The organism is Streptomyces sp. NBC_01723, from assembly GCF_036246005.1.
Taxonomy (GTDB): domain Bacteria; phylum Actinomycetota; class Actinomycetes; order Streptomycetales; family Streptomycetaceae; genus Streptomyces.
The window spans coordinates 7,362,946-7,385,852 of record NZ_CP109171.1 but is presented as its reverse complement, the minus strand read 5'-3'; the positions used below and the strand labels follow the sequence as shown (position 1 = coordinate 7,385,852).

24 protein-coding genes are annotated in these 22,907 nt (G+C 72.9%); 7 read left to right on the top strand and 17 right to left on the bottom strand.

The genetic code is table 11. The features are described from left to right. Window positions 1-123: 123 nt before the first annotated feature. From OIE75_RS34715 to OIE75_RS34700, 4 genes are all read right to left on the bottom strand, one after another. Complete coding sequence (locus tag OIE75_RS34715; RefSeq protein WP_307016132.1) at window positions 124-801, bottom strand: GntR family transcriptional regulator; 678 nt, start codon at window positions 799-801, stop codon at window positions 124-126. Window positions 802-935: 134 nt separating this feature from the next. Next, window positions 936-1,886 (bottom strand): beta-ketoacyl-ACP synthase III, encoded by a 951-nt coding sequence (locus OIE75_RS34710; RefSeq protein ID WP_307016131.1) that lies wholly within the window; start codon window positions 1,884-1,886, stop codon window positions 936-938. A gap of 173 nt (window positions 1,887-2,059) precedes the next feature. Then, window positions 2,060-2,203 (bottom strand): MFS transporter small subunit, encoded by a 144-nt coding sequence (locus tag OIE75_RS34705; protein WP_163016127.1) that lies wholly within the window; start codon window positions 2,201-2,203, stop codon window positions 2,060-2,062. Next, window positions 2,172-3,512: an OFA family MFS transporter gene (locus OIE75_RS34700; RefSeq protein ID WP_329473292.1), complete on the bottom strand. Its 1,341-nt coding sequence runs from the start codon at window positions 3,510-3,512 to the stop codon at window positions 2,172-2,174. The genes OIE75_RS34705 and OIE75_RS34700 overlap by 32 nt, the downstream gene beginning before the upstream one ends. A 169-nt stretch (window positions 3,513-3,681) precedes the next feature. Between OIE75_RS34700 and OIE75_RS34695 the strand changes: the two genes are divergently transcribed. The 7 genes from OIE75_RS34695 (at window position 3,682) to OIE75_RS34665 (ending at window position 10,847) form a co-directional block, all read left to right on the top strand. Continuing rightward, window positions 3,682-4,653, top strand: coding sequence for a 2-dehydropantoate 2-reductase (locus tag OIE75_RS34695; RefSeq protein ID WP_329473291.1), 972 nt, complete (start codon window positions 3,682-3,684; stop codon window positions 4,651-4,653). Further along, window positions 4,650-6,593 (top strand): molybdopterin oxidoreductase family protein, encoded by a 1,944-nt coding sequence (locus OIE75_RS34690; protein WP_329473290.1) that lies wholly within the window; start codon window positions 4,650-4,652, stop codon window positions 6,591-6,593. Before OIE75_RS34695 ends, OIE75_RS34690 begins: the two co-directional genes overlap by 4 nt. Further along, complete coding sequence (locus OIE75_RS34685) at window positions 6,574-8,517, top strand: NAD(P)H-dependent oxidoreductase subunit E (RefSeq protein ID WP_329473288.1); 1,944 nt, start codon at window positions 6,574-6,576, stop codon at window positions 8,515-8,517. The genes OIE75_RS34690 and OIE75_RS34685 overlap by 20 nt, the downstream gene beginning before the upstream one ends. Then, a complete protein-coding gene (locus tag OIE75_RS34680) occupies window positions 8,514-9,374 on the top strand; it encodes a 2Fe-2S iron-sulfur cluster-binding protein (RefSeq protein ID WP_125490634.1) in 861 nt (286 codons plus the stop codon). Before OIE75_RS34685 ends, OIE75_RS34680 begins: the two co-directional genes overlap by 4 nt. 18 nt (window positions 9,375-9,392) lie before the next feature. Continuing rightward, window positions 9,393-10,241, top strand: a complete 849-nt coding sequence (gene fdhD, locus OIE75_RS34675) for a formate dehydrogenase accessory sulfurtransferase FdhD (RefSeq protein ID WP_307016127.1) — start codon at window positions 9,393-9,395, stop codon at window positions 10,239-10,241. A 164-nt stretch (window positions 10,242-10,405) separates the two neighbouring features. After that, complete coding sequence (locus OIE75_RS34670; RefSeq protein WP_125490636.1) at window positions 10,406-10,633, top strand: DUF6400 family protein; 228 nt, start codon at window positions 10,406-10,408, stop codon at window positions 10,631-10,633. After that, entirely contained in the window at window positions 10,617-10,847 is a 231-nt protein-coding gene (locus tag OIE75_RS34665) for a hypothetical protein (RefSeq protein ID WP_122618995.1), read from the top strand. Before OIE75_RS34670 ends, OIE75_RS34665 begins: the two co-directional genes overlap by 17 nt. Before the next feature lie 34 nt (window positions 10,848-10,881). Here OIE75_RS34665 and hypE read toward each other — a convergent pair whose 3' ends face one another. The 13 genes from hypE to OIE75_RS34605 all read right to left on the bottom strand — a co-directional run bounded on the left by hypE (window position 10,882) and on the right by OIE75_RS34605 (window position 22,876). Beyond that, window positions 10,882-11,949: a hydrogenase expression/formation protein HypE gene (gene hypE / locus OIE75_RS34660; RefSeq protein WP_307016125.1), complete on the bottom strand. Its 1,068-nt coding sequence runs from the start codon at window positions 11,947-11,949 to the stop codon at window positions 10,882-10,884. Continuing rightward, window positions 11,942-13,078, bottom strand: coding sequence for a hydrogenase formation protein HypD (hypD, locus tag OIE75_RS34655; RefSeq protein ID WP_307016124.1), 1,137 nt, complete (start codon window positions 13,076-13,078; stop codon window positions 11,942-11,944). Before hypD ends, hypE begins: the two co-directional genes overlap by 8 nt. Then, window positions 13,075-13,404 carry a HypC/HybG/HupF family hydrogenase formation chaperone gene (locus tag OIE75_RS34650; RefSeq protein WP_307016123.1) on the bottom strand — a complete coding sequence of 110 codons (330 nt, stop codon included), beginning with the start codon at window positions 13,402-13,404 and terminating at the stop codon, window positions 13,075-13,077. Before OIE75_RS34650 ends, hypD begins: the two co-directional genes overlap by 4 nt. Before the next feature lie 10 nt (window positions 13,405-13,414). Beyond that, window positions 13,415-15,838, bottom strand: coding sequence for a carbamoyltransferase HypF (gene hypF / locus OIE75_RS34645; protein ID WP_307016122.1), 2,424 nt, complete (start codon window positions 15,836-15,838; stop codon window positions 13,415-13,417). Continuing rightward, on the bottom strand, window positions 15,835-16,530 hold the full coding sequence (gene hypB, locus OIE75_RS34640; protein WP_307016121.1) for a hydrogenase nickel incorporation protein HypB: 696 nt from the start codon (window positions 16,528-16,530) through the stop codon (window positions 15,835-15,837). Before hypB ends, hypF begins: the two co-directional genes overlap by 4 nt. A 2-nt stretch (window positions 16,531-16,532) precedes the next feature. Next, window positions 16,533-16,925 (bottom strand): hydrogenase maturation nickel metallochaperone HypA/HybF, encoded by a 393-nt coding sequence (locus OIE75_RS34635; RefSeq protein ID WP_307016120.1) that lies wholly within the window; start codon window positions 16,923-16,925, stop codon window positions 16,533-16,535. Between the two features lie 145 nt (window positions 16,926-17,070). Beyond that, the gene (locus tag OIE75_RS41625; protein WP_373463032.1) at window positions 17,071-17,187 is read right to left on the bottom strand and encodes a DUF6893 family small protein; all 117 of its coding nucleotides are present in this window, start codon (window positions 17,185-17,187) and stop codon (window positions 17,071-17,073) included. A 45-nt stretch (window positions 17,188-17,232) separates the two neighbouring features. Then, window positions 17,233-17,754 (bottom strand): hydrogenase maturation protease, encoded by a 522-nt coding sequence (locus OIE75_RS34630; RefSeq protein WP_307016119.1) that lies wholly within the window; start codon window positions 17,752-17,754, stop codon window positions 17,233-17,235. Next, complete coding sequence (locus OIE75_RS34625; RefSeq protein WP_329473287.1) at window positions 17,751-19,214, bottom strand: hypothetical protein; 1,464 nt, start codon at window positions 19,212-19,214, stop codon at window positions 17,751-17,753. Before OIE75_RS34625 ends, OIE75_RS34630 begins: the two co-directional genes overlap by 4 nt. Continuing rightward, window positions 19,211-19,849, bottom strand: a complete 639-nt coding sequence (locus OIE75_RS34620) for a DUF6084 family protein (protein ID WP_329473286.1) — start codon at window positions 19,847-19,849, stop codon at window positions 19,211-19,213. Before OIE75_RS34620 ends, OIE75_RS34625 begins: the two co-directional genes overlap by 4 nt. Continuing rightward, entirely contained in the window at window positions 19,846-20,454 is a 609-nt protein-coding gene (locus OIE75_RS34615) for a DUF5947 family protein (protein WP_329474121.1), read from the bottom strand. The genes OIE75_RS34620 and OIE75_RS34615 overlap by 4 nt, the downstream gene beginning before the upstream one ends. 74 nt (window positions 20,455-20,528) lie before the next feature. Then, entirely contained in the window at window positions 20,529-21,098 is a 570-nt protein-coding gene (locus OIE75_RS34610) for a hypothetical protein (RefSeq protein ID WP_307016115.1), read from the bottom strand. Then, the gene (locus tag OIE75_RS34605) at window positions 21,095-22,876 is read right to left on the bottom strand and encodes a nickel-dependent hydrogenase large subunit (RefSeq protein WP_122618984.1); all 1,782 of its coding nucleotides are present in this window, start codon (window positions 22,874-22,876) and stop codon (window positions 21,095-21,097) included. The genes OIE75_RS34610 and OIE75_RS34605 overlap by 4 nt, the downstream gene beginning before the upstream one ends. Window positions 22,877-22,907: the final 31 nt, after the last annotated feature.

Genomic DNA, 22,907 nt, shown 5'->3' with positions numbered 1-22,907 from the left:
ACGCACGAATTACTGCGAACTTTCTCCACTGAGTGGACAAAGACCGGAGTGGCGTCGGCCGTACGCGGGCACGACGAAGCCGCCCGGCCTGTCCGCCGGGCGGCTTCCGCACAGGCTCCGACCTCAGGATTCTCCGCGCGCGTGGTACGAACGCCGGGTGTGCTCGGTGTGCTCGCGCATCAGCCGGGTCGCCGTCTGCTCGTCCCGGTCGGCGATGGCGGCGATCAGCCCGCGGTGCTCGATCCAGGACTGCCGGCCGCGCTGCCGGGCGATCGGCGTGTAGTACCAGCGGACCCGGCGGTCGACCTGTGCGGCCAGTTCACCGAGGACGGCGTTGCTCGCCAGGTCCATGATCTTCGCGTGGAAGCGGGCGTTGAGGACGACAGCGGCGTCCACGTCGTCGGCGGCGACGGCCCGCTCCCCCTCGTCGCACAGCTCCTCCAGCGCGGTCACGCCCGCCCGCCCGGCGTTGGCCGCGGCGAGCCGGGCCGCCTCGGCCTCCAGGAGTGTGCGCACCGTCAGGAGCTGGTCCGCCTCCTCCTCGGTCGGCTCGTGCACGAACGCGCCCTGCGCCGGGCGCAGGTCGACCCAGCCCTCGGTGTTGAGCCGCTGCAGGGCCTCCCGCACCGGCTGCCTCGACACCCCCAGGTGACCGGCGAGTTCGCTCTCGACGAGGTGCTGGCCGGGCTGGAGGGCGCGGGTGGTGATGAGTTCGAGCAGCGCCTCGTAGACACGGTCGCGCAGCGGGCCGGGGCGTTCGAGCCTGGGCACCGCGCCCTGCGGCAGTCCTGCGGACAACATCGGTCCCCCTCGAAAGCCGGCAACACAACCCCGTACGGGGAAGTATCGATTGTCTTTCGTCTACAGTCTACGGCGCGCGGCGGGCGGGGAGCCGGGATGTAGGCCACGTCACATCGAGGGGCGGGCCGGGGTGTTCAGGGGCAGCGGACGACCTGTCCGGCGTAGGAGAGGTTGCCGCCGAAGCCGAAGAGCAGGACCGGGTCGCCGGTGGTGATCTCGCCGCGCTCGACCAGCTTGGACAGGGCGAGGGGGATGCTCGCCGCGGAGGTGTTGCCGGACTCGACGACGTCCCGGGCGACCACGGCGTGGGCCGCGCCGATCTTCGCGGCGAGGGGTTCGATGATGCGCAGGTTGGCCTGGTGCAGGACGATCGCCGCGAGGTCGGCGGGTTCGAGGCCGGAGCGCTCGCAGGCCTGGCGGGCGATGGCGGGCAGCCGCGTGGTCGCCCAGCGGTAGACGCTCTGGCCCTCCTGGGCGAACCTCGGGGGCGTGCCCTCGATGCGGACCGCGTTGCCCATCTCGGGCACCGAGCCCCACAGCACGGGGCCGATCCCGGGCTCCTCGCCCGGCGCGCAGGCCTCCACGACCGCGGCCCCCGCCCCGTCGCCGACCAGCACGCAGGTGGTGCGGTCGGTCCAGTCGGTCACCTCGGACATCTTGTCCGCGCCGATGACCAGCGCCCGGCTCGACGAACCGGCCCGGACCGCGTGGTCGACGGTGGCCAGGGCGTGGGTGAAGCCCGCGCACACGACGTTGAGGTCCAGCGCGGCGGGGCCCGGCATGCCGAGGCGGGCCGCGACGCGGGCGGCGGTGTTCGGGGAGCGGTCGATCGCGGTGGAGGTGGCGACCACGACCATGTCCACGTCGGCGGGGGTCAGGCCGGCCGAGGCGAGCGCCTTGGCGGCGGCGTGGCCGGCCAGCTCGTCGACCGGCTCGTCCGGCCCGGCGATCCGTCGGGTCCGGATTCCCGCCCGGCTCCTGATCCACTCGTCACTGGTGTCGACCATGCCCGCCAGGTCCTCGTTGGTCAGGACCCGGGCGGGCTGGTAGTGGCCGACGGCGGTGATCCGGGAGCCTTGGTGCATGGGTGGAGTCCTCGCTGCCTCGGGTACGGGATCCACCAGTGTGATCAGTGACCGACGGGTACGACGGCAGGTGATACGACAGGAAACGGGCGCCCGGCTTGTCGGCTTCGGTCAGCATCCCGCCGCCGACGGGGCACCCGTTCCCGTTCTCCCCCCCCCGTCCTCGTCCCCGGTTACCCGGTGAAGAGCTGGGTCGCCTTGCGGACGAGTTCGTACAGCCCGTAGGCGAGCGGTGCGCCCACCCAGAGCCAGGTGAAGGCGATCAGCGGCCGCCGGTCGGGCACGTCAGGCGGACTCTGGCTGCTCTCGGGGGACATCGGCGGCCTCCTTCGGTGCCTCGGTGGCGGGCAGGTGATGGCGGGCGTGGACGGGGCGGACGAGTTCGTTGGCGGCGAAGCCGACCACCAGCAGCCCGATCATGATGACGAAGGAGGTGCCGTACAGGGCGGAGCCGTGCCGTCCGGCCTCCTCCTGCCGGTCGGCGATCCAGTTCACGATCAGCGGGCCGAGCACACCGGCGGTGGACCAGGCGGTGAGCAGCCGGCCGTGGATGGCGCCGACCTGGTAGGTGCCGAAGAGATCCTTCAGATAGGCGGGGATGGTCGCGAAGCCGCCGCCGTAGAAGGACAGCACGACGAGGGCGCACAGGACGAACAGCGGCTTGGAGGCGTCGCCGAACAGGGCGATCAGCGCGTACATCACCGCGCCGACGCCCAGGTAGACGCGGTAGATGTTCTTGCGTCCGATCAGGTCGGAGGTCGAGGACCAGCCGATCCGGCCCGCCATGTTGGCCGCCGACAGCAGGGCGACGAAGCCCGCGGCGGCGGTCACCGACACGGGCGTGGAGGTGTCGGCGAAGAAGTCCGTGATCATCGGCGCGGCCTTCTCCAGGATGCCGATGCCGGCCGTCACGTTCATGCAGAGCACGACCCACAGCAGCCAGAACTGCGGGGTGCGCACGGCGGCGCGGGCCGAGACCTGCACGCCCTCCAGGGCGACCGGGGTGCCGTCCGCGGCCTCCTTGGGGCGCGGCACCCGCACCAGCAACACGCCGAGCAGCATGAAGACGGCGTACGCCAGTCCGTGCACGAGGAAGGCGAGCGCGATCCCCGAGTTGTCGGTGCCGAAGGACTCCAGCATCTGCGCCGACCAGGGCGAGGCGATGAGGGCGCCGCCGCCGAAGCCCATGATGGCGATGCCGGTGGCCATGCCCGGCCGGTCCGGGAACCACTTGATCAGGGTCGAGACCGGCGAGATGTAGCCGATGCCCAGGCCGATGCCGCCGACGAAGCCGTAGCCGAAAACGATCAGCCAGTACTGCTCCAGGGCCGCGCCGAGCGCGGAGAGCAGGAAGCCGGACGAGAAGCAGACCAGGGCGACGGTCATCGCCCAGCGCGGGCCGTGCCGTTCCACGAGCGTGCCGCCGAACGCGGCCGACAGGCCGAGCATGACGATGCCGAGCTGGAAGGGCAGCGCGCTCTGGGTGCCACTGAGGCCGAGCGCGGATTCCAGGGGCGGTTTGAACACGGACCAGGCATAGGCCTGGCCGATGGAGAGGTGGATCGAGAGTGCTGCCGGGGGAACGAGCCAGCGGCTCCAGCCCGGGGGCGCGACGGGGGGACTCATGGGTCCCCAACCGTAAGGACTGGGAAAGCGCTTGAGAAGACTGTTGAGCGGACAACCACTAGTGCTGCACAAAGCCTTGCTGCGCCAACCTCCATACTGTAGACAATATTTCGTCGACATCTCGTTCGGCAGTTCCGCGGTATCCCTCGACCGAACGGAGCTTCCCGTCATGAAAGTCGCAGTCCTCGGCGCCGGGGCGATCGGCGCCTACGTCGGTGCCGCGCTCCACCGTGCGGGCGCCGACGTGCATCTCATCGCCCGTGGACCGCATCTGGCGGCCATGAGGCAGTACGGAGTACAAGTACGCAGTCCGCGTGGCGACTTCACCGCGCACCCCCGCGCCACCGACGATCCGGGCGAAGTCGGCCCGGCCGACTACGTGTTCCTGGGCCTGAAGGCCAACTCGTACGCGGCGTGCGGGCCGCTGATCGAGCCGCTGCTGCACGACACCACGGCGGTCGTGGCCGCCCAGAACGGCATTCCCTGGTGGTACTTCCACGGCCACGGCGGCCCCTACGACGGGCGCCGGCTGGAGAGCGTGGACCCGGCGGGCGCGGTCAGCGCGGTGCTCGCGCCCGAACGGGCCGTGGGCTGCGTGGTCTACGCGGCCACCGAACTCGAACAGCCGGGCGTCGTCCGGCACGTGGAAGGCACCCGGTTCTCCGTGGGCGAGCCCGCCCGCGGTGTCTCGGCACGGTGTCTGGCGTTCAGCGAGGCGATGCGCGCGGGTGGCCTCAAGTGCCCCGTCGAGCCCGACCTGCGGAGTGACATCTGGCTGAAGCTGCTGGGCAACATCTCCTTCAACCCGATCAGCGCCCTGGCCCGCGCCACCATGCGGCAGATGTGCCTGCACGGCGGCACCCGGCAGGTCATCGAGACCATGATGACCGAGACGCTGTCGGTGGCCGCCGCGCTCGGCTGCGAGGTCGGCGTCTCCATCGAACGCCGCCTCGCGGGCGCCGAGCGGGTCGGCGACCACCGCACCTCCACGCTCCAGGACCTGGAGCGCGGCAAGCCGCTCGAACTGGACGTGCTGCTCGCGGCCGTCGTCGAGCTGGCGGAGATCACCGGGGTCCCGGTGCCGACCCTGCGCACCGTGCACGCCCTGTCGGACCTGCTCGCGCTGAGGAGCGCCGCATGAGCCAACGCCAACGAAACCGCCGGGACCGGAACCCGAAGACCTACACCCGCCTCACCCACCCCCTCGTCCGGGACTCGCGCGACGCGCCCTTCCGGCCCGCCACCTGGGACGAGGCGCTGGACCGTACCGCCCGGGGCCTGGCCGCGGCGCGCGGCGCCTTCGGGCTGTTCTCCTGCGCCCGGGCCACCAACGAGATGAACTACGTGGCGCAGAAGTTCGCCCGGGTGGTCATGGGCACCCACAACGTCGACTCCTGCAACCGCACCTGCCATGCGCCCAGCGTCGCGGGCCTGTCGGCCGCCTTCGGCTCGGGCGGCGGAACGTCGTCGTACGAGGAGGTCGAGCACACCGACCTCATCGTGATGTGGGGCTCCAACGCCCGTTTCGCGCACCCGATCTTCTTCCAGCACGTGCTGAAGGGCATCCGGGCCGGCGCCCGCATGTACGCCGTCGACCCGCGCCGGACCTCCACCGCCGAGTGGGCGGAGAGCTGGCTCGGGCTCAACGTGGGCACGGACATCCCGCTGGCGCACGCGATCGGCCGCGAGATCATCCACGCCGGGTTGGCCAACGAGGCGTTCATCGAACGGGCCACCACCGGCTACGCCGAGTACCGGGCGCTGGTCGAGCCCTGGACGCTCTCCCTCGCCGAGAAGGTGACGGGCGTACCGGCGGCCGCCATCCGCGATCTGGCGCACGCCTATGCCCGCGCCGAGCGCGCCCAGCTGTGCTGGACCCTCGGCATCACCGAGCACCACAACGGCACCGACAACGTCCGCGCGCTGATCAACCTCTCCCTGCTCACCGGCCACGTCGGCCGCTACGGCTCGGGCCTCCAGCCGCTGCGCGGCCAGAACAACGTGCAGGGCGGCGGGGACATGGGGGCCATCCCCAACCGGCTGCCCGGCTTCCAGGACGTGCTGGACCCGGAGGTCCGGCTGAAGTTCGAGTCGGCCTGGGACACGGTCATCCAGCCGCACCACGGCCTCACCCTGACCGAGATGTTCGAGGCGATGGAGGAGGGCTCGCTGCGGGCCGTCTACTGCATCGGCGAGAACCCGGCCCAGTCGGAGGCGGACAGCGAACAGGCGATCCGCCGGCTGCGGACCCTGGACTTCCTCGTCGTCCAGGACATCTTCCTGACGAAGACCGCCGAACTCGCCGACGTGGTCCTGCCGGCGACGGCCGGCTGGGCGGAGACCGACGGCACCACCACGAACAGCGAGCGCCGCGTGCAGCGGGTCCGCCGTGCGGTGACCCCGCCCGGCACGGCCCGGGAGGACATCGACATCCTCTGCGACCTCGCCACCCGCCTCGGCCACGAGTGGAAGTACGCCGACGCCGAGGCGGTCTGGAACGAGCTGCGCTCCCTGTCCCCCGACCACAACGGGATGACCTACGCCCGCCTGGAGGAGCACCAGGGCATCCAGTGGCCGTGCCCGAGCACCGTGGCACTGGAACCCACCTATCTGCACGGCAGGTTGTGGGAGCCGGATCCGGCCCTGCGCGGTCTGCCCGCGCCCTTCGGGATCGTGGCGCACGACCCGCCCGTGGACCTCACCGACGAGGAGTACCCGATCCGGCTCACCACCGGCCGGCGCCTCGACTCCTACAACACCGGCGTGCAGACCGGGGGTTACGCCTCGCCGCTGCGCCGTGGCGAGTCCGTCGAGCTGTGCCCGGAGGACGCCGAGCGCTACGGGGTGGTGGTCGGCGAGGAGGTGCGGGTGACCTCGCGGCGCGGGTCGCTGCTCGCGCCCGTCTGGGTCGACACGGCGCTGCGCCCCGGGCTGGCCTTCATGAGCTTCCACTTTCCCGACGAGGTGGACACCAACCAGCTGACCATCGAGGCCAACTGCCCCATCGCCGGGACGGCGGAGTTCAAGGCCTCGGCGATCCGGATCGAGAAGGTGAGCACCGGTGGACCTGCGCTTCGGTGACGGCAAGCCGACGGACGAGGAACGCGCGGCCGTCGACGCCCTGCTCGGCCCGCCCGAGTCGTCCTGGGAGGGCGCCGACCGTTCCGATGCCGACCTGAGGTGGGCCCGCGGCGGCCGCGAGGCCCGGGACCGCCGCGACCTGCTGCTGCCCGGTCTGCACGCCCTCAACGACCGGATCGGCTGGATCAGCGAGGGCGCCCTGGACTACCTGTGCCGCCGCCTGACCGTGCCGCCGGCAGAGGCGTACGGCGTCGCCACGTTCTACGCCATGTTCTCGGTCCGCCCCCGCCCCGCGACGGTGCTCCACGTCTGCACCGACCTGGCGTGCACGACGGCGGGCGCGAGCGAGCTGTGCGCGGCGGTGGAGGCACGCCTGGGCCCGGACAGCGGCGTCAAGGTCGAACGCTCCCCGTGCCTGGGCCTGTGCGAACGGGCACCCGCGGCCTTGGTGATACGCGCGGGACATCCACCGTCCGGCGACGATCCACCCCGTCCGGCGTTCGGAGACGAGGCCGTCCAGGCCGAAGGGGGGTCCGGGGGCGCAGCCCCGGGGGTCGGGAACGGGAAGGGGCGGCGGCGGGAAACCCCTTACGCCACCGCCGTCGTCGCGCCCGCGACTCCCGAGGCCACCATCATCGCGACCACCGCCCCCGAGGACGCCCCACCCGAACCCGCCCCCGCCCTCGCGGTCCCCCAGGCCGGCCACCCCTCCCTCACCCTCCTCGCACGCATCGGCACCACCGACCCCACCTCCCTGGACGCCTACCGCGCCGCCGGCGGCTACACCGCCCTGCGCCGCGCCTTCGCCCTCGGCCCCGCCGGCGTCATCCGCGAGGTCACCGACGCCGGCCTGGTCGGCCGCGGCGGCGCCGCCTTCCCCACCGGACGCAAGTGGCAGGCGACCGCCGCCCAGCCCGACCACCCGCACTACCTGGTCTGCAACGCCGACGAATCCGAACCGGGCACCTTCAAGGACCGCGTCCTGATGGAGGGCGACCCGTACGCCCTGGTGGAGGCGATGACGATCGCGGCCTACGCGACCGGCGCGCACCGCGGCTACCTCTACCTCCGCGGCGAGTACCCGCGCGCCCTCGCCCGCCTCACCCACGCCCTCGCGCAGGCCCGCGCCCGCGGCCTCCTCGGGGACGACGTCCTCGGCCAGGGCTACGCCTTCGACATCGAGATCCGGCGGGGCGCGGGCGCGTACATCTGCGGTGAGGAGACCGCCCTGTTCAACTCCATCGAGGGCTACCGGGGCGAGCCGCGCTCCAAGCCCCCCTTCCCCGTGGAGAAGGGCCTGTTCGGCAAGCCGACGGTGGAGAACAACGTCGAGACACTGGTCAACGTCCTGCCGATCCTCACCATGGGCGCCCAGGCGTACGCGGCGATCGGCACCCCGACGTCCACCGGGCCGAAGCTGTTCTGCGTGTCGGGCAGCGTGCGCGGGCCCGGCGTGTACGAACTCCCCTTCGGCGCGACCCTGGGCGAACTGCTCACCCTCGCCGGTGTCCGGGACAACCTGCGGGCGGTGCTGCTGGGCGGGGCGGCCGGCGGGTTCGTCCGCCCCGACGAGCTCGACGTCCCGCTCACCTTCGAAGGCACCCGCGAGGCCGGCACGACACTCGGCTCCGGGGTCGTGATGGCCTTCGACGACACCGTCCCGCTCCCCCGGCTGCTGCTGCGCATCGCCGAGTTCTTCCGCGACGAGTCGTGCGGCCAGTGCGTGCCGTGCCGGGTCGGGACGGTGCGTCAGGAGGAGGCGCTGCACCGGATCGCGGACCGCACGGGCGCCGCCGCGGCCGGGGACGTCGCACTGCTGCGGGAGGTCGGGCGGGCGATGCGGGACTCCTCGATCTGCGGTCTGGGGCAGACCGCGTGGAACGCCGTGGAATCCGCCATCGACCGTCTGGGGGCGTACGAATGACCGCGATACCGCTCGGAGTGCCGCGCCGGCTGGTGGAGTTCACCCTCGACGGGCAGGAGGCCCGGGTCCCCGAGGGATCGACGATCCTGGACGCCTGCCGGGCCGCGGGGAAGGACGTCCCGACCCTGTGCCAGGGCGACACGCTCACCCCGAAGAACGCCTGCCGGGTCTGCGTGGTGGAGGTCGAGGGCGCCCGGACCCTCGCCCCCGCCTGCTCGCGCCGCGCGGAGCAGGGCATGGTGGTGCGCACCGACACCGAGCGCGCCCGGCACAGCCGCAAGGTCGTGCTCGAACTGCTCGCGTCCTCGGTCGACCTGTCGACGACCCCGTCGGTCGCGCAGTGGATCAAGGAGTACGAGGCGAAGCCGGACCGCTTCGGACCCGACGCGGCCCGCGTCGACGAGGAGCCGCGCGTCGACAACGACCTGTACGTGCGGGACTACGGCAAGTGCATCCTCTGCTACAAGTGCGTGGACGCCTGCGGCGACCAGTGGCAGAACAGCTTCGCCATCTCCGTCTCCGGCCGGGGTTTCGACGCCCGGATCGCGGTGGAGCACGACGGTCCGCTGACCGACTCGGCGTGCGTCTACTGCGGCAACTGCATCGAGGTGTGCCCCACGGGCGCCCTCTCCTTCAAGTCGGAGTTCGACATGCGGGCCGCCGGGACGTGGGACGAGGAGCGGCAGACCGCTACGACGACCGTGTGCGCGTACTGCGGAGTGGGCTGCAATCTCACGCTCCACGTGCAGGACAATGAGATCGTGAAGGTCACCTCGCCGCACGACAACCCGGTGACCCACGGCAACCTCTGCATCAAGGGCCGCTTCGGCTACCAGCACGTACAGAACCGGGACTGACCGGCAAGGGGCACGGACATGGGACGAGTCACGGAACGACGCAAGGTGATCCGCGTACGGGACGGCGCGGTCTCCACCCGCCCGGACACGCTCGTCGCCGAGGAACCGCTGGAGATCCGGCTGAACGGCAAGCCGCTGGCGATCACGATGCGCACCCCCGGCGACGACTTCGCGCTGGCGGCCGGCTTCCTGGTCAGCGAGGGGGTACTCGCCGAGCGAGGCGATCTCCAGAACATCGTGTACTGCGCCGGCGCCACGGTCGACGGCTCGAACACGTACAACGTGGTCGACGTGCGGACCTCCCCCGGCGTGCCGATCCCCGACATCACCCTGGAGCGGAACGTCTACACGACCTCGTCCTGCGGGCTGTGCGGCAAGGCGAGCCTGGACGCCGTGCGGACGACGGCCCGCTGGCCCATCGCCGACACTCCCCCGGTGCAGGTCACCCCGGAGCTGTTGGCGGACCTGCCGGACCGGCTGCGCGCCTCCCAGCGGGTCTTCGACCGGACCGGCGGACTGCACGCGGCGGCCCTGTTCACCGAGGACGGGGAGCTGGTCGACGTGCGGGAGGACGTGGGACGGCACAACGCGGTCGACAAGCTGGTCGGCCGCGCCCTGCAGAACGGGGACCTGCCGCTGTCCCGCTCCGTGCTGCTGGTGTCGGGCCGGGCCTCCTTCGAGCTGGCGCAGAAGGCCGTGATGGCGGGCATCCCGGTGCTGGCCGCGGTGTCGGCACCGTCCTCGCTCGCGGTGGACCTGGCCGCCGAGACGGGGCTGACGCTGGTCGGGTTCCTGCGCGGCAGCTCCATGAACGTGTACGCGGGCGAGGACCGCGTCGCCCTGCGGGCCACGGCCGCCCAGGGCTGACCCTGCTCCCCGCGGCACGGCGGCGGGGCCCCGGCCGGCGGGGAGCGCCCCCTGCGCCGCGGGGCCCCGCCGTGGATGGCGTCGGTCACATCGCCTTTCCCCACGGCCTCACGCTCTGGTAGGAGTGGCTGGACCCGTACGTTCCCCCGCGAAAGCCGCGTTCCATGACTGACTTCGTGCTCGACCTCTCCCTCGAGGAGGCCCGCAGGCGTGCCGAGGTGGTGGCGGCGCTCGGCCCCGACTGGGACCCGGTCGCCGCGCTGCGTTCGGAGCAGGAGGCGCACGCCCTGCTCTACTCCGGGCTGGACGCGGAGCAGGAGCGGACGTACGCGATGCTCGTGGCGGCCGGTGTGCTGCCGGAGGCGGACCGGGGCGATGCGTCTCCCCATTGATCCGCAGGCCGACCGGGCCCGCCGCGCCTGGGTCCCCTGCCCCGGCTGCGACGACGCCCGCGACTGCGGGACGTGCGCCGCGCGGCGGAACTGCCCGGCGCACTGGCGCTACCTCATAGCGAACGACGGCCCGCGCGTCCACCTCCAGTGCCCGGGCTGCACCCACACCTGGACCCTGGACACCCGCCCCGGACGGCGCGGCCGGTCCGGCTGACCCGGCACCCCGGCCCGCCCCGTCGCCGGACCGGTCAGCAGATCCGCGGCAGTTGCTCCCCGAGCGGCATGTCCACCACCCGTGTGCCGCCGAGCCCGGTCCGGGCGACGACCATGCCGGGGTGGTCCGCGACCACCTCGCCGACCACCGCCGCCTCGAAGCCCAGCGGGTGGGCCCGCATCGCGGCGAGGACCGCGTCGGCGTGGTCGCGCGGGACGAAGGCGACGAGCTTGCCCTCGTTGGCCACGTACATCGGGTCGAGGCCCAGCATGGCGCACGCCCCGGCGACGGGCCCCGGCACCGGCACCGCGCGCTCCTGTACGGCGATCCCGCACCCGGAGGCCGCGGCGATCTCGTTGAGCGAGGCGGCCAGGCCGCCGCGGGTCGGGTCACGCAGCGCGTGCAGGTCGGGGCAGACCGCCAGCATCGCCTCGACCAGCCCGCCCAGCGCGGCGCAGTCGCTCTCCACGTCCGTCTCGAACCGCAGGTTCTCCCGCTCGCTCAGGATGGCCACGCCGTGCACGCCGATGGCGCCACTGACCAGCACGACGTCGCCCGGCACGACCCGGCGCGGGTGCAGGTCGACGCCGTCGGGGACCAGGCCGATGCCGGAGGTGTTGACGTAGACGCCGTCGCCGTGCCCGGCCTCCACGACCTTGGTGTCGCCCGTGACGACCCGGACCCCGGCCGCGCGGGCGGCGGCCCCGAGCGCCTCGGACACCTGGGCGACCGTGTCGATCGGGACGCCCTCCTCCAGGATCAGCCCGCAGGAGAGGTAGGCGGCACGGGCACCGCTCATGGCGAGGTCGTTGACCGTGCCGTTGACGGCGAGGTCGCCGATGCTGCCGCCGGGGAAGAACAGCGGCCGGACCACGAACGTGTCGGTGGAGAAGGCGAGCCGCGCCCCGCCCAGCTCGACCACGGCGGAGTCGGTCAGCGGCACCGGCGCGGGACCGGCGAGCGCCGGGACGACGACCTGCTCGATCAGCTCGGCGGAGAGGGCGCCGCCCCCGCCGTGGCCCATCACCACGCGCGGCCCGTCCCGCAGGGGCGCCGGGCAGGTCCAGGAGAGCATGTCCGGTGCTGCGGTGGTGTCAGACAACGGCGCTGTCCTCCAGGCTCGTGGCGGCCGGACGGGCCGGCAGTTCCAGCCGCCGGTACAGGTAGTACGCCGCGCAGGCGCCCTCGCTGGAGACCATGGTGGCCCCCAGTGGCGTGCGCGGGGTGCAGGTGGTGCCGAAGACCTCGCACTCGTGGGGTTTGATCAGCCCCTGGAGGACCTCTCCGCTGCGGCACTCGGCGGGCTCGCGGGTGGCGATGTCGCCGACCTGGAAGCGGTGTTCGGCGTCGTGGTCCCGGTAGCGGGCGGAGAGCCGCCAGCCGCTGTCCGGGATGGTCCCGATGCCTCGCCAGGCGCGGTCGGTGACCTCGAAGACGTCGTCCAGCATCGCCAGGGCGGCCGGGTTGCCCTCGGGCCGCACCGCGCGCGGGTAGGCGTTCTCGACGGTGTGCTCGCCCCGTTCCAGCTGACGCACCGTGCGGCGTACGCCCTCCAGGATGTCGAGCGGTTCGAATCCGGTCACCACGATGGGCACCTTGAACCGTTCGGCGAGCGCCGGGTACTCCTCGGTGCCCATCACGCTGCACACGTGTCCGGCGGCCAGGAAGCCCTGCACCCGGCAGTCGGGCGACCGCATGACCGCCTCGATCGCGGGCGGGACGCGCACGTGGGAGACGAGCAGGCTGAAGTTGCGGATGCCGCGCCTGCGCGCCTGGTGGACCGTCATGGCGTTGGGCGGTGCGGTCGTCTCGAAGCCGATGCCGAAGAACACGACCTCGCGGTCGGGGTTCTCCTCGGCGATCCGCAGCGCGTCGAGCGGGGAGTAGACGACCCGGACGTCGCCGCCCGCGCTCCGGACCTGGAACAGGTCACGGCCGGTGCCCGGCACGCGGAGCATGTCGCCGAAGGAGCAGAAGATCACCCCCGGCCGGGAGGCGATCTCCAGGGCCTTGTCGATGACCTCCAGCGGGGTCACACACACCGGACAGCCCGGTCCGTGGATCAACTCGATCTCGTCGGGCAGCAGTTGGTCGATGCCGTGCCGGATGATGGTGTGCGTCTGGCCGCCGCACACCTCCATCAGCGCCCACGGCCTGGTCACCGTGGCCCTGATGTCGTCGAGGAGGCGGGCCGCCAGCTCCGGGTCCTGGAACTCGTCGATGTACTTCACCGCCGCACCTCCTCGGCGAGGCCCTCGCCGTCCGCCGGGCCGGACTGCCCGGCCCGCGCGGCCTGCTCGGCCTGTTCCCACGGGTCACCGAACTCCTCCTGGAGCATCCCGAGGTTCTCGAACAGCTCCAGAGTCCTGCGGGCCGACTCCTCGTCGAGCCGTTGGAGGGCGAAGCCGACATGGACGATGGTGTACTCGCCGACCTTCAGGTCGGGCAGGTACTCCAGGCACACCTCCTTGACCACACCGCCGAAGTCGACGCTGGCCATCCGGGTGCCGTCCCTGTCCTCGACGCCCAGCACTCTGCCGGGTACCGCCAGGCACATGTCTGTCTCCTCACTGGTTGAGAGCTGCCGCGCGGGCGGCCACGACGAGCTGGCCGAGGGCCAGTCCGCCGTCCCCCGGCGGGATCGCCCGATGGCGCAGCACGGTGAAGCCGTCGGTGCGCAGGCCGCGGGCGCAGGCGGAGGAGAGCACCGTGTTGGCGAACACTCCGCCGGTCAGGGCCACCGTCCGCAGGCCGGTCTCCTCGCGGGCCGCCGCGCACACCGTCCGCACCAGGCGGGCGACGGCGTGGTGGAACCGGGCCGCGACGACGGCCGCGGGGGTGCCTCGCCGTACGTCCTCCACCACGGCGGCCAGCAGGGGCGCGGGGTCGGCGCTCAGCGGGGTGCCGTCGTCCCGCTCGCGGCCGGCCGTCAGGTGGAAGGTGTGACGCGGATCCTCGCCGGCCTCGTCCCCGGCGAGGACGGCCGCCGCCTCCAGCTCGATCGCGGCCTGCGCCTCGTAGCCGGCGTGGTGGCAGACGCCGGCCAGTGACGAGACGGCGTCGAAGAGCCGGCCCATGCTGGAGGTCGGTACGCAGTTCAGCCCGGTCTTCAACTGCTGGTGCAGCAGAGTGAGTTCGGCGGGCGGGCAGGCCGCGGTGCACGGCAGGTCGGGGGCGGCGGCGAGGCCCGCCGCGTGCAGGTGCGCCAGCGCCATGCGGTAGGGACGTCGTACCGCCGCGTCGCCCCCGGGCAGCGGCACGTGGGCGAGGTGCGCGAAGCGGCGGAAGCCGTCGTACCCCGCGAGCAGGAACTCGCCGCCCCACACGGCGCCGTCGTCCCCGTGCCCGGTGCCGTCGAAGGCGACGCCGATCACCCGCTCCCCCTCGGGCACACCGTGCTCGGCGAGGACCGAGGCGATGTGCGCGTGGTGGTGCTGGACCCGGAGCACCGGGCGGCCCCCGGCGTGCCGTCGCGCCCAGGACGCCGACCGGTACGCCGGATGCGTGTCGGTGACCAGCACCTCCGGGCGGACGCCGGTGACCGACTCCAGTTGCCGTGCCGCGCGCCCGAGCGCCCGCTGGGTCGACAGGTCGTCCATGTCGCCGATGTGCGCGGAGAGCCAGGCCCGGTCGCCCTGGCCGAGGCAGAAGACGTTCTTGAGGTCGCCGCCCACGGCGAGTGCCGGGGCCACCGGGACGGGCAGCGTCACCGGCAACGGGGCGTAGCCGCGGGAGCGGCGCAGGACCAGCGGCTCGCCGTCGCAGACGCGGACGACGGAGTCGTCGCACGGCACGTGGATCGCGCGGTCGTGGGTGAGCCAGGCGTCGGCCAGCCCGGCCAGCCGCTCCAGGGCCTCGTCGTCGTCGGTGACGACGGGTTCCCCGGAGAGGTTGCCGCTCGTCATCACCAGCAGCCGGGGCGCGTCGCCCGGGCCGTCCGGGCCGGTCGTCCCGAGCAGCAGATGGTGCACGGGCGTGTACGGCAGCATGACGCCGAGGTCGGGGCTGCCCGGCGCTACGCCGTCGGCGGGCATCGGGGCGCCCGGCGCGGCGCCCGCGTCCGTGCGCCGCCGCATCAGGACCACCGGGCGGACCGCGCCGGTGAGCAACTCCCTTTCCACCGGGCCGAGGTGCACGAGGTGTTCGATGTCCGCGGCGTCCCGGGCCATCACCGCGAACGGCTTGGCGCCCCGGGCCTTGCGGCGGCGCAGCTCGGCGACCACGTCCGGGCGGGTGGCGTCGCAGGCGAGGTGGTAGCCGCCGATGCCCTTCACCGCGAGGACGGCCCCCGCGGCGAGCAGCGCACGCGCCGTGGCGACGGGGTCGGCCCCGGACGCCGAGCCGTCCGGGGCGACGGCGTCCCGGCCGTCCGCCGTGACGAGCCGCAGCCGTGGTCCGCACGCGGGACAGGCCACGGGCTGCGCGTGGAAGCGGCGGTCGGCGGGATCCCGGTACTCGCGGTCGCAGTCGGCGCACAGGGGGAAACCCGCCATCGTCGTCTGCGCACGGTCGTAGGGCAGGCCGGTGACGATGGTGAAGCGCGGCCCGCAGTGCGTGCAGGTGATGAAGGGGTGACGGTGGCGCCGGTCGGCGGGGTCGGCGAGTTCGGCCAGGCAGTCGCGGCAGGTCGCGGTGTCGGGTGCCACCAGGGTGCGGACCCGGTCGCCGGTGCCGGAGGGGACGATGCTGAATCCGCGTTCCTCGGTGGCGGGGACCTCGGTCGTCTCCACCGAGTCGACCACCGCGAGGGGCGGTGCGCCGGGTGCGAGCCGGGCGCAGAAGAGGTCGACGTCCCCCGTCGGCCCCTCGACCTCCACCAGGACGCCGTCACCGGTGTTGGTCACGTGCCCGGCCAGCCGCAGGTCCGTGGCGAGCCCGTACACGAACGGGCGGAAGCCCACCCCCTGCACCACGCCGCGTACGACGACACGGGTCCGCCGTGCCGGCGGGTCCCCCTTCGGTGGTGCGCCGGTGCCGGGGGTGGCGTTCACACCCGTGCCCGGTCCATCACCGGGGCGTGGACGGCGTCTCCGCCGGCGGCGGCGAGTGCCCGGTCGACGAGCACACCGGCGCCCTCGCCGGTGCGTACGGAGCTGAGTACGACGTCGACACCCGGGTTGACCTGCTGCACGTGGGCGCGGAAGGCGGCCTCGTCGAACTCGGCCGGTCCGGCCAGGTCGGACTTGGTGACGATCACGAGCTGGGCGAGGCCGAACGCGGTGGGGTACTTGAGCGGCTTGTCCTCGCCCTCGGTGACGGAGGCGAGGACGACCCGCAGGGACTCACCCAGGTCGTAGGAGGCGGGGCAGACGAGGTTGCCCACGTTCTCCACGAAGAGCAGGCGGGTGTCCTCGGGCAGCCAGTCGTGCAGGTGCCCGGCGAGCATGTCCGCCTCCAGGTGGCACAGCCCGTCGGTGAGCACCTGCTTGACCGGTACGCCGGCCCGGGCCAGGCGGTTGGCGTCGTTCTCGGTGGCGAGGTCCGCGGTGAGGGCCGCGACGGCGATGCCGCGTTCCCGGGCCAGCCGCAGCTCACGCTCCAGCAGGGCCGTCTTCCCGCTGCCCGGGCTGGACAGGAGGTTGACCACCGTCGTGCCCCGGGCGGTGAGTTCGGTGCGCAGGATGCCCGCCGCCATCGTGTTCTTGGCGAGCACGGCCTGCCGGAGGTCGACTGTGCGGCACATCGTCAGTTCTCCTCGGGGTGCGTTGCGGGGGTGGTGGTGACGGGCGTCCCGTCCGCCCAGCCCACTTCGGTGATGGTCAGTTCGCGGCCCGACAGCAGCTCGGTGGCGGCCCCGTGGCAGTGGGCGCACACCAGGTCCGGGGGCATCCCCGTGTCCCAGGTCCGTGCGCAGGGGGTGCAGCCCGCCCGGCCGGGGACCGTCCGGGTGCGGAGTTCGCAGCCCTCCAGGACCGTTCCGGCACAGGCGAGTTCGAAGCAGAAGCCGAGCGCGTCGGGGACCACTCCGGCCAGTTCGCCGATGTCGACGCTCACCTGTCGCACCCCGTGGGCGCCGCGGGCGTGCGCGGCCTGTTCGACCTGGTCCACGACGGACATCGCGACGGACATCTCGTGCATCGCCACTCCGTCCTGGGCGGGGGATGACCGGCGCCGCTCATTGGTTGCGCCGCTCATTAGAGGAGGCTCGCCGGTGCCGGACCGACCGGCGCGCCGGGGCGGAACGGACGCGTAGCCCGTTCGGTGCAGGTGCTGCCGGGCGGCGTCACATCCTGCGGATGCGCAGGTACCGCCGGACGTCGGGCCAGAAGCTCGCGACGGCCACCGCCAGGGCGGTCGCGGTGAGGGAGGCGGCGGCACCGCCGACGAAACGCTTGTTCATGGGGTTCTCCGTTCTCGGTTCTCGGTGGCTTCGTGCGGCGGCGGGTCAGACGACCGCGGCGTCGCGGATCAGTTCGCCGGTCATCCGCGCCGCCTCCGGCACGGCCGCGGCGACCCGCGGGCTGAGGCCGATGCCCTCCTCGACGGTCTGCGGTTCGCAGCCGACGACCAGCGTCCGGCGTGGCGGCCGCGCGCCGGTGCCCGCGCACAGGGTGTCCAGCAGGGCCAGTACGGCATCGGGCGACATCCGGTGGCCGTCCAGGGCGGGAGCGTCGGCTGCCCGGCGGGCGCCGGGGGCCAAGGCGTCGATCACGTACAGCGTGCCCGGCTCGCCGCCCCGCGCGGTCGCGTCGAGCAGGATGAGCGTGTCGTACCCGTCGAGGAGCTGGTAGGCGAGGTGGACGCCGCGGATGCCGATGTCGGTGACCTCGACGCCGTCGGGGAGGTCCTGGCCGGCGAGGACTCGGGCCGCCTCGACGCCGAAGCCGTCGTCGCCGAGGAAGATGTTGCCCACCCCGGCGACCAGGGTGCGGGGACGGGCGGGTCCGGTGCCGGTGCCGGTGGTCATACGGCCTCCTCGGTGTCCGCGACGTCCACCTCGTCGGGCTGGAAGTAGAGGTAGCGGCCCTGTTCCCGGCGGATGTCGGCGCCGGGGTCGTCCTCGACGGTGACCGCGATGTGCACGCCCCCGTCGACGTCGTGGAGGACGGCCTCCACCAGGGCGCGCCGCCCGCTGAGGAACAGGTCCTGGGCGTCGGAGTGCCGCAGCCGGGGCCGCAGTACGACGCGGCTGCCGGCCCGCACGTGGTGGCCGTCGACGAGGACGTGGTCGGTGGCCGGGTCCACGGAGTCGTCGGCGCCGGGGTCCCACCAGGGGGTGTCGGGCCGTACGCCGCCCGGCCCCGCGGAGCCGGGATCGGGCGGGGGCCCGCCGAACACCGGTACGCCGTCGGGTGGCTGGGGTGCGCCGGGGGTGGTGATCTCGCGCAGCCCGCGGACCGCTCCGTGCAGCCGTTCCAGCACCTCGGCGGGCATGGAGTCGGCGAGGTCGATCACCGCGGCGGCCCGGTCGTCGGTGCCGCGGGCCTCGCGCTTCTCCTCGTCGGTGAGGGCCGCGGTGCGCAGGGCGAGGATCTCGTCGATCTCCGTGGCGTCGTACAGCGCACCGGGGCTCTCGGGGGCGATGGCCGGGTGGTCCTCCAGGATGATCGGCGAGGACAGCACCAGGTCGGCGGAGCCGGGTTCACCGGCGAGTACGGGCCAGGTGTGCAGATTGCGGCACTGGGCGACGGCGCCCTTGGCCCATTCCGGCGGGTCCGTCGGCGACAGGAACCGTCCGGCGTCCAGGCTCAGCAGCGTGTGGGCGGCGACCAGGGACCGGGCCAGGGCGGTGTCGCGGGTGGTGTCCTCGTCCGGCGTCCAGTCGCTGGTGTTCTCCAGGACCACACGGAGGCGCCGGGTGGTGTACGGGCCGTCCAGGTCGTCCGCCGACAGGCGCAGCCGGGCGCTGATCTCCTCGCGGCGGCGCAGCAGTCGGCCCACGACGCGCCCGGTGGCGTCCGTCACCGGTTCGGTCTCCTCTCCGGCCGGCCGGCTGACGGGGACGTCGACTCCGGCGCCCGCGAGGGCTTCCACGGCGACGGTGAGCCGGACCTGTTCCTCGTGCCCCTCGTCCCAGGGGACCAGGACCCGGTCGTCCAGGCGCAGTTCGGGTACGGTCTCGAAGCCGCCGTCCGGCAGGGCCCGCTGGACGGTGCGCCGCCCGGCGTGCAGGAACCGCACCTCGACGGCGAGGCTCGCGCCCTTGCGGGGTTCCATCAGCAGCTCGGTGTGCTGGAAGTCGTGCTCCTCGGCGGCCGAGGTCCAGGACGGGGGTACGAGGACGCCGAACTGCCAGCGCAGCCGGTTCTTGGCGGCCGAGGCTCGGTAGGGGTAGAGCACGTACCCCTCGAACAGCACGGCGTCGGCGACCTGGCGCGCGACGGCCAGCCGGGTCTCGGTCGCGGAGGTGAACGTGGTCGTGGTCACGGTGTCCTCTCCCCCGCCGCCCGCAGCAACTGGTCGACGGTGGCCTCCCAGGAGGGCAGCGCCTGCCGCGACCGGTAGTCGAGCAGCGCGTCCATGGCGTCCCGGGGCAGGCGCAGCCAGCCGGAGCCGGGGAAGTGCTGTTCGACCATCTCCCGCCAGGTCTTCACGGGCATCCGGAACGCGGCCTCCTTGTCCCAGGGGACGGGTTCGACGTGGAAGCCGCGGGCCCCGGTGAAGGCGGTGCCGGAGAACAGCATCAGCAGGGGCACCTCGCCCTCCTCCAGGGCGTTGAAGTAGCGGGTGGAGGCGATGTCCATGTCGTAGGTGCAGGGCACCACCAGGTCGGTCTCGGTCTCGCCGGTGAACCCCTGCACCATCACCGGCACTTGGGCGAACTGGACGGGGTTGAGGCTGCTGCCCCAGCGGGACCGCTCGCCGAAGAGGTCGCCCAGGGCCCGGGCCTCGCCGTCGCCGTAGCCGCGGCGGGCCGGCTCGATGCGGACCTGGCAGCGCAGCGCCAGCGCGTGCACGCGGGTGCCGGGGGACGCGGTGACACGCAGCCGGAAGACGAGCGTGGGACCCGCGGCGTACGGGTCGGCGCGCACCCCGGTGCAGGAGAAGTCGAACGCGGTCACGCGCGGCCCCCTCGGTGGTCGCGGGCCCGCTCGCGGACGTGGGTGAAGAAGGCCTCCAGGTCGGCGCGGGCCTCCGCGCCTCCGTCGAAGCCCTGCCACCGCAGCCGCATGCGGCCCACCAGCTCGTAGCAGATGTCGACCGGTACCAGGTAGCACTCGACGCGGTCCTGGTGCTTGCGCAGCAGCAGCGCCTCCACGTCGGGTTCGAGGAGGCCGGCCAGGGAGGAGGCGGCGAGCACCGGCTGCCAGGACTCCGGCTCCAGTTCGCTCTCGGTCGCGCCGGCCGGGCTGGGGTAGAGGGCGACCAGCCGGTCCAGCGCGGAGTTGCGGAAGAAGAAGGCGACGGAGACGGGGATGCGCAGGCGTTCCCACGCCTGCGCATCGACTTGGTGCCCGGGGTCGCTCAGGTAGCGTCCGGGGACCGTGCGGAAGCGGCCGGTGGTTCCGCCGGAGCGGTCCAGCAACTGGGCGCAGGGGTCGCAGGCACAGGCCAGCGCCCGCTGCTCGGTGTCGACCAGATGCCGGTGCCGGGTGCCGGCCAACGGCACCGCGCACAGCTCGCACCGCTCCTCCCGGGGCGGGCGGGGCGCCGTGAACCGCCGCAGCCCGCGGGGCCCGGCATCGTGGCGGCCTCCCGTCCCCCGCGGTTCCGCGGTGACCGCGCCCGGCCGGGGCGCGGTCACCGGGTCGTCCGGGCCGGTGGGCGGCCGCTGGTCCCGGTCGCCTCCGGGGGCCCGGCGCCGATCTGGAGCAGGACCGGTTCCCCTGCCGTGTCGTCCTCCAGGACGACCTTGGTGACCTCGGGGGCCAGGCAGGCGAGCGCGTCGCGGGCCGACTCCTCGACGGCGTCCCGGGAGCCGCCGCAGCCGCACCCGCCGGACGCGACCGGGCGCAGGCGCAGTTCGCCGGTGGCCGGGTCGAAGCCGGTGTTCTCCACGGGTTGCGGAAGGCCCTCCAGGGCGCGGGCGATGCGGGTGGCGGCGTCGTGCGGGTGCAGTCCGTGCAGGACCAGCAGGCTCGCGACGAGATCGTCGGCGAGCAGGGCGTCCAGGGCGCCGGCGGCCGGCCTGCCCGGTTCGCGGCCGAGCAGCTCGACGGTGCGGGCGAGCCCGGCGCCGTAGAACTCCATGAGGACGCGCACCAGTTCGTCGGCCGCCTCGCACGCCGTGCGGTCACCGGAGGCGGCGAGCCGGTCCAGGATCTCCTCGACCCGCTGACCGGCCCGCTCCGCGTCGAGTGCGCCGCTCATCCGGCCAGACCGCTCAGTCCGGTGGGCACGTGCATCGACTTCACCGTCCGGCCGTCACCGGTGTACATGTGGACTCCGCACGGCAGACAGGGGTCGAAGCTGCGCACGGCGCGCATGATGTCGATGCCCTTGAAGTTCTCCGGGGAGTTCTCCTCGAAGATCGGCGTGTTCTGCACGGCGTCCTCGTACGGGCCGGGGGTGCCGAACGTGTCGCGGGTGGAGGCGTTCCACGGGGTCGGCGGGTACGGGTGGTAGTTGGCGATCTTGCCGTCCCGGATGACCATGTGGTGCGAGAGCACGCCGCGCACCGCCTCGGTGAAGCCGACGCCGATGGACTCCTCGGGCACCTCGAACTTCTCCCAGGTCTGGGTGCGTCCGGCGCGGACCTCGGCGAGGCCCATCTCCGCGCAGTGCAGGGCGACGGCCGCGGCGTAGGCCTGGAAGTAGGTGCGGGCGCGGTTGCGCTCCAGCGCGTTGCTCCACTTCGGGATCTTCCACTCGAAGGTGGTCTCCGGCTTGGTGAGCGTGCGCGGCAGGTTGATGACGACGCTGTGGCCGGTGGCCTTGACGTAGCCGATGTCGACGAGGCCCGACAGCGCGGTGGACCAGAGGCGGGCGATGGGGCCGCCCCCGGTGTCCAGTGCCAGGTGGTCCTTGCCGTCGAACCAGCGCGGTGACATCACCCAGCTGTACTTGTCGTCGAAGTTCCGCTTCTGCGGCGCCGGGATGGTGTGCTGGTTCCACGGGTGGCGGGGGTCGACCGGGTTGCCGAGCGGGTCGTGGGTGACGAACTGCTCCTGGCCCTCCCAGTCCTCGTAGTACGAGGAGCCCAGCAGGATGCGGATGCCGAGGTTGATGTCGGTGAGGTCGTTGGTGACGAGCTTGCCGTCCACGACGACGCCCGGGGTGACGAACATGCGCCGTCCCCAGTCCGACATGTTGGCGTACGTGAAGTCGCAGTACTCGGGGTCGTTGAGGGCGCCCCAGCAGCCGAGCAGGACGCGCCGGCGGCCGACCTCCTCGTAGCCCGGCAGGGCCTCGTAGAAGAAGTCGAAGAGGTCGTCGTGGAGGGGCACGACCCGCTTCATGAACTCCACGTAGCGCATGAGCCGGGACATGTAGTCGGTGAAGAGCTGGACCGAGCCGATGGTGCCGACGCCGCCCGGGTAGAGGGTGGAGGGGTGCACGTGGCGGCCCTCCATCAGGCAGAACATCTCGCGGGTGTACCGGCTGACCTGGAGCGCCTCGCGGTAGAACTCGCCCTCCAGCGGGTTGAGCGAGCGCATGATGTCGGCGATGGTGCGGTAGCCGTGCTCGGCGGCGTGCGGTGCCTCGGTGCGTTCGGCGAGCTCGAGGACGCCGGGGTTGGTCTCGCGGACCATCTTCTCGCAGTAGTCGACCCCGACCAGGTTCTCCTGGAAGATGTTGTGGTCGAACATGTACTCCGCGGCCTCGCCGAGGTTGATGATCCACTCGCCGAGGTGCGGCGGCTTCACGCCGTACGCCATGTTCTGCGCGTACACGGAGCAGGTGGCGTGGTTGTCGCCGCAGATGCCGCAGATGCGGCTGGTGATGAAGTGCGCGTCCCGCGGGTCCTTGCCGCGCATGAAGACGCTGTAGCCGCGGAAGACCGACGAGGTGCTGTAGCACTCGGCGACCCGCTTCTGCTTGAAGTCGATCTTCGTGTGGATGCCGAGGCTGCCCACGATCCGGGTGATCGGGTCCCACGCCATCTCCACCAGACCGGTGCCGTCACCGGCCGTCGTCGAGGTCGCCATGGTGTCTGTGCTGCCCTTCGTTCGGTTGGGG